This window comes from Candidatus Fermentibacter sp. (genome assembly GCA_030373045.1).
Taxonomy (GTDB): Bacteria; Fermentibacterota; Fermentibacteria; order Fermentibacterales; family Fermentibacteraceae; genus Fermentibacter.
Genome location: JAUCPW010000070.1, coordinates 48271 through 57247, shown reverse-complemented (window position 1 = coordinate 57247; position 8977 = coordinate 48271). Strand labels below are relative to the sequence as shown.

At 67.1% G+C, this 8977-nt stretch carries 11 protein-coding genes; all 11 read right to left on the bottom strand.

Features of this window, described 5'->3' with window-relative positions:
• On the bottom strand, positions 1-708 hold a 708-nt coding region (locus QUS11_11910), incomplete at its 3' end, for a DUF116 domain-containing protein (GenBank protein ID MDM7994000.1).
• Positions 701-1621, bottom strand: a complete 921-nt coding sequence (locus tag QUS11_11905; GenBank protein MDM7993999.1) for a methionyl-tRNA formyltransferase — start codon at positions 1619-1621, stop codon at positions 701-703. The genes QUS11_11910 and QUS11_11905, both read right to left, overlap by 8 nt.
• A complete protein-coding gene (locus QUS11_11900; protein MDM7993998.1) occupies positions 1618-2121 on the bottom strand; it encodes a peptide deformylase in 504 nt (167 codons plus the stop codon). The genes QUS11_11905 and QUS11_11900 overlap by 4 nt, the downstream gene beginning before the upstream one ends.
• Complete coding sequence (gene yajC / locus QUS11_11895; protein ID MDM7993997.1) at positions 2118-2483, bottom strand: preprotein translocase subunit YajC; 366 nt, start codon at positions 2481-2483, stop codon at positions 2118-2120. The genes QUS11_11900 and yajC overlap by 4 nt, the downstream gene beginning before the upstream one ends.
• 22 nt (positions 2484-2505) lie before the next feature.
• Complete coding sequence (locus QUS11_11890) at positions 2506-3378, bottom strand: permease-like cell division protein FtsX (protein ID MDM7993996.1); 873 nt, start codon at positions 3376-3378, stop codon at positions 2506-2508.
• Positions 3375-4055, bottom strand: a complete 681-nt coding sequence (locus QUS11_11885) for an ATP-binding cassette domain-containing protein (GenBank protein ID MDM7993995.1) — start codon at positions 4053-4055, stop codon at positions 3375-3377. Before QUS11_11885 ends, QUS11_11890 begins: the two co-directional genes overlap by 4 nt.
• A gap of 69 nt (positions 4056-4124) precedes the next feature.
• Positions 4125-4409: a S4 domain-containing protein gene (locus QUS11_11880; protein MDM7993994.1), complete on the bottom strand. Its 285-nt coding sequence runs from the start codon at positions 4407-4409 to the stop codon at positions 4125-4127.
• On the bottom strand, positions 4399-5661 hold the full coding sequence (locus tag QUS11_11875) for a peptidylprolyl isomerase (GenBank protein MDM7993993.1): 1263 nt from the start codon (positions 5659-5661) through the stop codon (positions 4399-4401). The genes QUS11_11880 and QUS11_11875 overlap by 11 nt, the downstream gene beginning before the upstream one ends.
• Entirely contained in the window at positions 5649-6515 is an 867-nt protein-coding gene (locus QUS11_11870) for a hypothetical protein (protein ID MDM7993992.1), read from the bottom strand. The genes QUS11_11875 and QUS11_11870 overlap by 13 nt, the downstream gene beginning before the upstream one ends.
• A complete protein-coding gene (locus QUS11_11865; GenBank protein ID MDM7993991.1) occupies positions 6496-7317 on the bottom strand; it encodes a peptidylprolyl isomerase in 822 nt (273 codons plus the stop codon). Before QUS11_11865 ends, QUS11_11870 begins: the two co-directional genes overlap by 20 nt.
• 19 nt (positions 7318-7336) lie before the next feature.
• Positions 7337-8944 carry a peptidylprolyl isomerase gene (locus QUS11_11860; GenBank protein MDM7993990.1) on the bottom strand — a complete coding sequence of 536 codons (1608 nt, stop codon included), beginning with the start codon at positions 8942-8944 and terminating at the stop codon, positions 7337-7339.
• Positions 8945-8977 lie beyond the last annotated feature (33 nt).

Sequence of the window (8977 nt, the reverse complement as noted above, 5' to 3'; positions counted from 1 at the left end):
CGCTGTCTCGTGGGCTCGGAGATGTGTATAAGAGACAGCGATCAGGGATGTGTCGACCCGCGTATCGAAGCAGTCGCCGTTCGGCCGGCTGTTGAGGACTCCGTATACCGGCACCGAAGCGGAATCCAGTATCCCTGACGAAAGATCGCGGGGGCAGGCCACTGCGACGACCATGCCGGGTCTCGCCTCCTCCACCGCCCTGCGCGCGGCGGTGCCGCCCGTCGCGATCGACAGCCCGATTCCGCGCTTCCCCGCGAGTTCGAGCAGGGCCGCCATGTCGCACGCGCCGCACCTCGTACAGAGGGAATGGTCGTGGACTATCCGGTGGACGCAGACGTGCGTCTGGAGGCAGTGGGGAAGCAGCAGGAGCACCCTGTCCGGGGTCAGGCCCCCGGAGCGCAGGACGCCCTCCAGAGCCCTGTCGTTCACCTCGACGACCATGGTCTCTGCAAGCAGGGCCTTCTTCGCCCCGGGGGGCATCGCGATCCGGAGAGCGTGATACGAAACCCCGAGCAGGCCTATGAGCAGTCGGCGCATCCCGGGGGCCATGGAGGCCGATGCGGCGATCTGGGGAAGCAGTACGGCCGCGGCGGAAAGGGCTGCCCAGCCGGCTCCCCCCGTGGCCGCCATCAGGAGGAGTCCGACCAGGAGGAATGGCATGGATGCACCCAGCAGCCCGGCTCTGAAGAGCAGGACCGACCTAGCCAAGGGGTTCCCCGGGAAGGGGTCGGTAGCCCGCCAGGAACGCGCCGCCGTCCATCGCCTTCCTCGATTCGGGCTGGAGCCTCAGGAGCTCCATCGAGCCTTCACCGCATCCCGCGAGGAGCCGTCCGTCACGGACCGCCAGCGAGCCGGCGGGAATCGTGCTGTCGGATGCGGCCGCGGCCAGGACCTTGAGCAGCCTGCCCCGGAACGATGTCCTGGCGCCGGGCGCCGGGGCGAAAGCACGCACCGTCCTGAGCAGCTCCCCCGCCGGCCTGCTCCAGTCGAGCAGGGCCTCCCGGTCCGTCAGTTTGTCCGCGTGAGTGGCCTCGCCGGACTGAGGAGCCGGTTCCAGGAGTCCCCCCAGGTATCCGTCGATGATCCCTCCCATCTCGCGCGCGGCCAGTTCCGCCAGCCGCGAGGAGAGCATCCCGGAATCCTCGTCCTCCCCGACGGGGGTCCGGATGGCGCTCACCACGGGCCCCGTGTCCCAGCCGGAGTCGGTCAGCATGAAGGAGATCCCGGTCTCCGGGTCGCCTTCGAGTATCGCCCTCTCCACCGGACAGGGTCCGCGGTGCCTGGGCAGGAGGGAGGGATGCACGTTGAGCACGCCCTGCGGGAACAATGCGATGAACTTCGCGGGGAGCCACAGGCCGAAGGCCGCGGAGACCGCGAACCGGCATCCCTCGGGGACCCCGGCGACCGATGACGGATGGGCGGTCTTCACGACCGGCAGCCCGAGGGTGCAGGCCGCCGCGGCGACCGGGGTGACGGATTCCCTAAGCCCGCGTCCCGCCTTCGAGTCCACCCGGGTCACCACGAGAGAAGGGCGGTGGCGTGACCCTGCGAGCGATTCGAGGATGGGTACGGCAAAGGCGGCCGTCCCGAGGAAAACGGGTCCCGGAGGGGATCCGGTCATCCTCCGGCCAGCTTCTGGAGCTTCGCCCTCAGCAGTTTGCGCCTCAGGGCGCCGAGCCTGTCGACGAAGAGGATGCCGTCGAGATGGTCGTTCTCGTGCTGGGCTGCGCGTGCGGCCATACCGTCGAGTTCGAGCTCGAACCGGACGCCCGAGGGGTCGAGCGCGCTCATCCTGAGAAGCGACGGCCTGGTCACGGGTTCGTAGATGCCGGGCACGCTGAGGCATCCCTCCTCCCGCCTGGACGGAGGTCCGTAGGCTTCGAGCTTCGGATTCACGAACACCCTGTGGCCGCAGAGAGAGGGCAGCATCGAGGTCTCCAGGATGAAGACCCTGATGTTCTCCCCTGCCTGCGGCGCCGCGAGGCCGATCCCCTCCTCCTCCGTCAGCAGCCTGTCCATCTCCGGCAGGAGCTCGCCGAGGAGGGACGCGTCGGCGGCCGGATCCACATCCCTCGATACCGATCTCAGCCCGGGCGATCCGAAGATGCGGATCGACCTCACTGATCCGCCTCTGGGCCCTTCTCGATCAGGGCGATGGCCGACCTGTCCAGGTCGATCTTCACGCCGTCGGCGATCCTGACCGAGACCACCTCGCCCTTGATGGCGGCCACCACGCCGTGGATACCGCCCGTGGTGACGATCCTGTCGTCCTTCTTGAGCGAGTCGCGCATCGATTTGAGGTCCTTCTGCTGCTTCTGCTGGGGTCTGATGATCAGGAAGTAGAAGATCGCGACCATGGCCACGATGGGCAGGAGACTCGTTAGGCTGGTCGGATCCATGCAGCCCGGCTGCATCGCCCCGGTGGAGTCGGCGGCCTGGGATACCGTGGCGGCGAGGGCGAGATCGTGAAGGAGGCAGGCCATGATCATAGTGTCTCCCGTTCTTTCATTTCCTGGGTCTGGGAAGGCTGCTGGAGAGCCCTACCCAGCTCCCTGCAAGCCCGGTTGCGGCACCGAGGAACAGCACTCCGGCGATCCAGCGGCCGGGAAGGAACTCGTGGCCTATCGATCCGGAGAGGATGAGCGATACGGCATATGTGAACAGCAGCCCGCCGGCGGCCCCGGCTACGCCGGAGACGAGCCCCTCGAGCAGGAACGGCCCCCTGATGAAACCGTCGGATGCCCCGGAGATGCTCATGATCTCGACCGTGAGAGCCCTTCCGGCAACGGCGAGCCTGATCGCTCCGGCTACGACGAGCGAGACTCCGAGCAGGACCATCGTTCCGGCGAAGAGATCGAGCCTGTGGAGCGTCCCGATGAGGCTGGTCAGCCCCGGGAGGTAGCTCTCGCCGTACACCACGTCATACACGCCCTCGAATCCCGAAAGCGAACCGGCGAGCGTCGCCATCCTGTCGGAGTTCCTCCAGGAGGGCAGCAGGGCGATCTGGAGGGATGCGGGGAGCTGGAATCCCTCTCCCATCAGGTCGAGGAGCCCTGCCCTGTCGGGGATCTCGGCCCTGAATACCGCCTCCGCCTCGGCCGGAGAGACGTAGTAGACGGACAGCACTCCGTCCATTCCGCTCACGATGTCGGCCAGCGCGCGGGCATCGGCCTCCGCCGTGCCCGTCTCGAGGAAGACCTCGATCCCGACCTCGCTCTGCTCACGCTCCAGGATCCTCCTGAGATTCCAGGTGACGACCAGGAAGGTGTCGAACACGACGAACGACAGGCTCACCATGAGAAACGTCGAGGCAAGGGCGGACTTCTTGCCGCTCATGTTGAGCCAGGTCTCCCTGATGACGGGCATGGCGGGGATCACACGTACTCCCCCGGCCTGAAGTCCGACGGATCCCTCAGGCGGCCCTGGTCTATGAAGACGAGCCTGGCGAGCCCCGGAGGAATCTGCCTGGGGTCGTGCGTGGCCATCAGGACTGCGGTGCCGCTCCTGTTTATGTCCACCAGGAGCTCGATGACCCTGCGGGAGACAATCGGATCCAGATTGCCGGTGGGCTCGTCGGCCAGCAGCACGGAAGGATGCGCCACCATGGCCCGGGCCACGGCAACTCTCTGCTGCTCGCCGCCCGAGAGCTCGTGGGGCATGGACAGCCGCCTGTGGCTGAGCCCCAGCTCGCCGAGTAGGGAGAAGACCCTCTTACGTACGGCGCGCGGGCCGGCGCCTGCCACCTGCAGGGGCAGCGCCACGTTGTCGAAGACGGTCCTGTCCGGCAGGAGCCTGAAGTCCTGGAAGACCACGCCAATCTTCCGGCGGAGCTCGTGGAAGTCGGACGGCTTCATCCTGTCCGAAGCGAAGCCCGCCACCTCCACGCGGCCCCTCGAGGGAAGATCGCCCATCCATATCAGCCGGAGTATCGTCGTCTTCCCCGCCCCGCTCGGGCCGGTCAGCACCACGAACTCGCCGGGATCCACGGTGAAGGAGACGTCCTCGAGAGCGGGCCACTCGGAATAGGATCGGCAGACCCTGTCGAACCTTATCATCGCACGTGCCCCCGGCACCGGAGGTGCCGGCCCGGGACGGGCACTGCGGGAGGCGATCCCCCGGCGGGATCAGGCCTGACCGGCACTGCCGGGCGCTCCATCGGGCGTGACTTCGTGGAAGAGAGACGGACGGTCGCGCCTGGCCACCTGCCTGCCGGCGGGCAGGGCGTCGACGATGAACGACGCATCACGGCCGTCGGGCATGGACATGTCGATCCTGTCGCCGGCGGATATCTTCGCAGCCGGCTTGGCGGTCCGTCCGTTGATCCTGACGAATCCGCCGTCGCAGGCGTCGCCGGCGAGGCTCCTCGTTCTGAGGATGCCTGCCAGCCGGAGGAAGACGTCAATCCGCATCCCGGGTGTAGATGACGGGCACCGCCGTCCGGAGGGAGTCGACGAGCGAGTTCAGCCCGTGAGTGTAGACGACGTTCCTCACCAGGTCGTCGAGCCAGTCGCGTTCGAAGCCGGTCCAGTCGAATCCCTGCGTGGCGCCGTCGTCCCTGATGATGGCATAGGCTGATGCGTCACCGAGGAGGACGGGGCCGGATATCGACCCGGGGCTGGACGACGCCAGGAGTCCGGCCGCCTCGGGGATGGAGTTCTCGACCAGCACGATGCCCAGGGTTCCGCCGTCCCTCGATGACAGGGGATCGGCGCTCCACCGCAGGGCGGCCTCCCCGAAGGAGACGGTGCCGGACCTGACGAGCGAGGCCACCGAGTCGGCCAGGCTGCCTGCACTGTCGGCATCATCCTGTTCCAGCTCGAGGAGGATCAGGATGTGACTCGCCGTCATCATCCCGGTCGAATCACGGGAGTCGAGCCTCGCGAGGTGCGCCCCGTAGGGAGAGAGGAACGGCCGGGACATGCCGCCCGGCTCGAGGGCGTCCAGGGCGGCCACGAACGTGGGGGTCATGTCGCCCGGTCCGAACTGGCCCAGGAAGCCGCCTTCGGCCGCCGAACCAGGATCCTGGGAATACTGCACGGCCAGGTCGTCGAAGGACTCGCCGGCCGAAATCCTGTCGGCGAGACCCGCGAGGAACGCCAGGGCCGAGTCGGCCTCCGGCCCTCCGGGGAGCACGGGTATCAGGATCCACGACAGGTTCCTGGGCATCAGCTCCTCTTCGAGGATGTCGAGATTGGAGTTGAGGTAGCTCACGGGGTCGGCGGGCAGCGTTTCGAGAAGCTTCGACGTCTTCGACTGGACGAAATCCGAGACGGCCCGCTGCTCACCCATGAGGTCCGAGAGCTGCAGCCTGAGTTCGTCCTCGGAGAGCCCGGCCTCCGCGAGAGCCGTGAGATACTGCTGTTCGGATCCGAACTCCTCCCTCATCTCCTCGATCCTGCCTTCGACCATGGCCGCGACCGCCTCAGGGCCGGGGAAGAACCCGGCGTCCCTGGCGCCCTCTACCAGGAGCCTCTCCTCGACGATCTCCGAGAGGGCGACGGCGAAGGAGGCGGAGTCGTCGGGGACGGGACGCGAGAGGGTCTCAGCCGTCGCAGCGAGCCTGTCGGAGATCTCCGATCTGAGGATGGGATAGTCGCCGACCACAGCCTCGATCCGGTCGGCGGTACCCCAGGCGGAAACCAGGATCATCAGCGCCAGCATGACTCATCGACCTCTACTTCCCTGACTGCCCTGGCGGCGTCCAGGAGGCTGTCCACCACGGCGAGCCGCCCCTGTTCGAGCATCACCTGGGACAGGCTCTGTACAACCCTGGCCGTGTCCGTCAGCGGCCTCGTCTCGGTCACCAGGAAGATGTGCCATCCGAGATCGGAGCCCACCACTCCGCCCAGTCCCTCCAGGCGGCCCGTGACGGCCGGAAAGCCCCTGCCCGTGAGTTCGCCCCCTACCATGAACCCCATGTCACCGCCGATTGCAGCCTTCTGGCCCAGGGAGAGGTTCTCGGCCGTCACCTGGAAGCTCTGACCGGCCGAGATCCTTGCCCGGAGCGATTCCGCCGCGAGGCTGTCGGCGGTCAGTATCTCGAAGTAGTGCCTCTCGACGAGGTACAGCAGGCTGTCGGTGCGCATGAGGGCCATCACCTCGTCGGCCGTGGGCTCCTCCACCGACGCCAGGGCCGACTCGAGGATCAGGTCGCGGAGATAGAGCTGTCTGGCCCTGCGCTGGATGAACCCGGAGACCACAGGATCCTCGAGGCCCGATTCGACCGCGAGCTGGGCAAGCAGCTCGTCCTCGACCCACGATTCGGGCCCGGGCCCGGCTCCGACAAGGCTTATCTCGTCGGCATAGAGGCACCTGTCACCGACGCTCGCGGCCACATGGCGATCAGGATCGGCGCCGCCTCCACCGGTGGCCGGCATCCCGTCGTCGACGGCGGCGGACCGGCCTGCGAGAAGGAAGGCCCCCAGGATGACCATGACGGAGACGGCCACCGCGACCGCCGGCAGCAGCCTGCCGGTCCCGGCACCGTTGCCGGGCTCACTGGCTGACGTGCTCAAGCAGTCTCTCCGGATATACCGAAACGGCATGGAGGGTCTCGAGGGAGTCGAGCAGGGTCATGACGGCTGTTTCCTGTGCGTCCATCATGAGCTCGTCACCTGCGAGCTGGAAGATCTCCTCGTCGGACGGGGCCGGCACGATGGGCCTGGTCTCCAGCAGCTTGATGATGTGGAACCCCATGGAAGTCTCGATTATGCCGCTCGTCTGACCCGGGGACAGGGAGAAGGCGGCCTCCTCGAACCCGAGCACGGCCTGGCCGCGGCGGAGCCAGCCGAGGTCGCCGCCCTCGGCTGCGCTGGGGCAGATCGATATCTCCTGGGCCAGGACGTCGAAGCTCTCGCCCGCCTGCAGCCTGGCCTGGGCAGCCTGAGCCTGCGCCATGTCGGGGAGCAGTATGTGCCTGGCGTGGATCTCTATCTCGTAACTGCCCCTCCAGGCCGACACGTAGTTCTCGACCGTGAGGAGGGACGTCTCCACGTCCGCGGTCTGCTCTCCGAGGTAGGCCTCCAGAAGGATCTGCCGCACCGCCTGGTCGATGGCATAGGCGATCTCGGGCCTCTGATCCATGCCGTCGGCCATGGCGGCACGGACCACCAGCTCTTCGCGCACCCAGCTCCTGAGCATCTCCTCGGCTTCGGCCTCGCTGCCGACCGCCAGATACTGCCGGTTCTCCTCCCCGCCCACCATGGCTACGAGCTGTTCCCATGTGAGGGTGGACTCGTCGACAGAGGCGAGCACGTCGGCCCGGGCCGCCGTGGGAAGCAGGATGAGAATCGTCGCGGCGAGGACAGCATATCGCATTGGAAACCCCCGTCTCGTTTCAGTAGGAACCGGACCACGGATCGACGTTCTCGACCGCGGAAGTGTCTATCTCTACACCCATGTCGGCAGCCAGTTCCTCCATGAAGGAGTCGAAGGTCTCCTGGATGCGCACGGCCCTGCAGTCGTCCGTCAGGATGCCCCAGATCTCGGCGGGTTCGGCGGGCTGCCCGGGCAGGATCTCCACGACCTGGAAGTAGGCTCTGGCCCCCTCCACGCCCATCTCGAGCGGACCGCAGACGACACCCGGAGACTGCGAGAACACCGCATCCGCGATCGCTCCGAAGGCCTCCGCCGGCTGAGGCGGTGTGGGGGCGGGGGAACCGGATTCGTCGACGAAGGTCCAGGGGGAGAGCTCGTCGAAGGAATCAGGGGTCCCGACCGAATCGGCCGCCTCCTCCGGGAGGTAGGCCAGCAGTGCGGACCTTCGCTCGGGGATCATGTAGGAAGCCTCGTTCGATTCGTACCAGGCCATCACCGCGGCCGAATCGGGCGTCTCGACCGCATCCAGCACGTTCAGCCGGAGAAGGTGCTCGACCGAAGCCATGGCCGCGACCGGTGCGAGGATCGAATCCGGCACGCCCTCCGAACGGGCTCTGGCGGCCGCCCACCTGGTCTGTGCCACGGAGCCGACGTAATACCAGAGATCTATGCCGGCGCCGGCTCCCGACTGGGCCGGCGGCAGGAACGCCGAAAGCTCGACGGGGGGGTTGCCGAAGAAACGCCAGCGTCCCGTGCGGGTTGCCAGATCGACCATGTCGCCTGCCGTCACCTGTCCGCCGGTGTAGAAGGCCAGCACCTCCGACCTGTCGATCCCGGATGTGTCCGGCATCCCGTACTGGCCGCCTTCGACCGAGAGCCTGCGGCCGAGAGCCTCGATGGCCGCGCTCCTCGGATCGAGCGCCAGTTCCGACTTGAGCACCTTCTGGAATGCCGATACCGCGACCTCGGGGGGCACGGAATCGAGAAGGGCCTCCTGCCCGGTCTCGAGTTCGGCGACTGCCCAGGCGCCGTAGAGGGGTGCAATGAACGGCCCGGTTCCGGCATGGCCCGAGAACGCCTCCTCGATGTCCGCCGGGAACTGCCAGAGGTAGCCGTCCATGCGCCTGTAGCTCGAACCGTCCGTGCTCCAGGGCGCCAGGGCCATGGGCATGCCGGCCGGGAAGTCCGGGGAGCCCCATGTGTCGAGTGCGTGAACCGCACTCATGCTGTCCGGCAGGAGTATCACTTCCAGGGAGAACGTGCGGGACAGATCGATGAAGTCCTCCATGTCGGGGTTTTCCTGCATGTAGGCGGAGAACCTCTGCTCCGTCCAGGAAGCCGACAGGGCGGCATCCTGGTAGAGTGACACCCACCATTCCGATCCGGGTGCGCCCATGCGCTCCGCGGCCTGCTCGAGGAGGTCCTTGTCGATCAGCCTCTCGACGAGCGAGAGCCTTCCTCCGGGAGAGAGCACCTCCACCTGCTCGGAAGGGCTGAGCCGCTGGAAGGCCTGCTCGAAATCCTGCTCCGTGATCTGCCTGTCGCCCACTGTGGCCAGCACGTCGGGCTTCGACCCGCATCCGGCTGCGAGGACGACGGCCGCAAGACCCAGCGCTCCATAACGCATCGGTGTCACCTCTCGAAAATGTGGGTGTAGTCG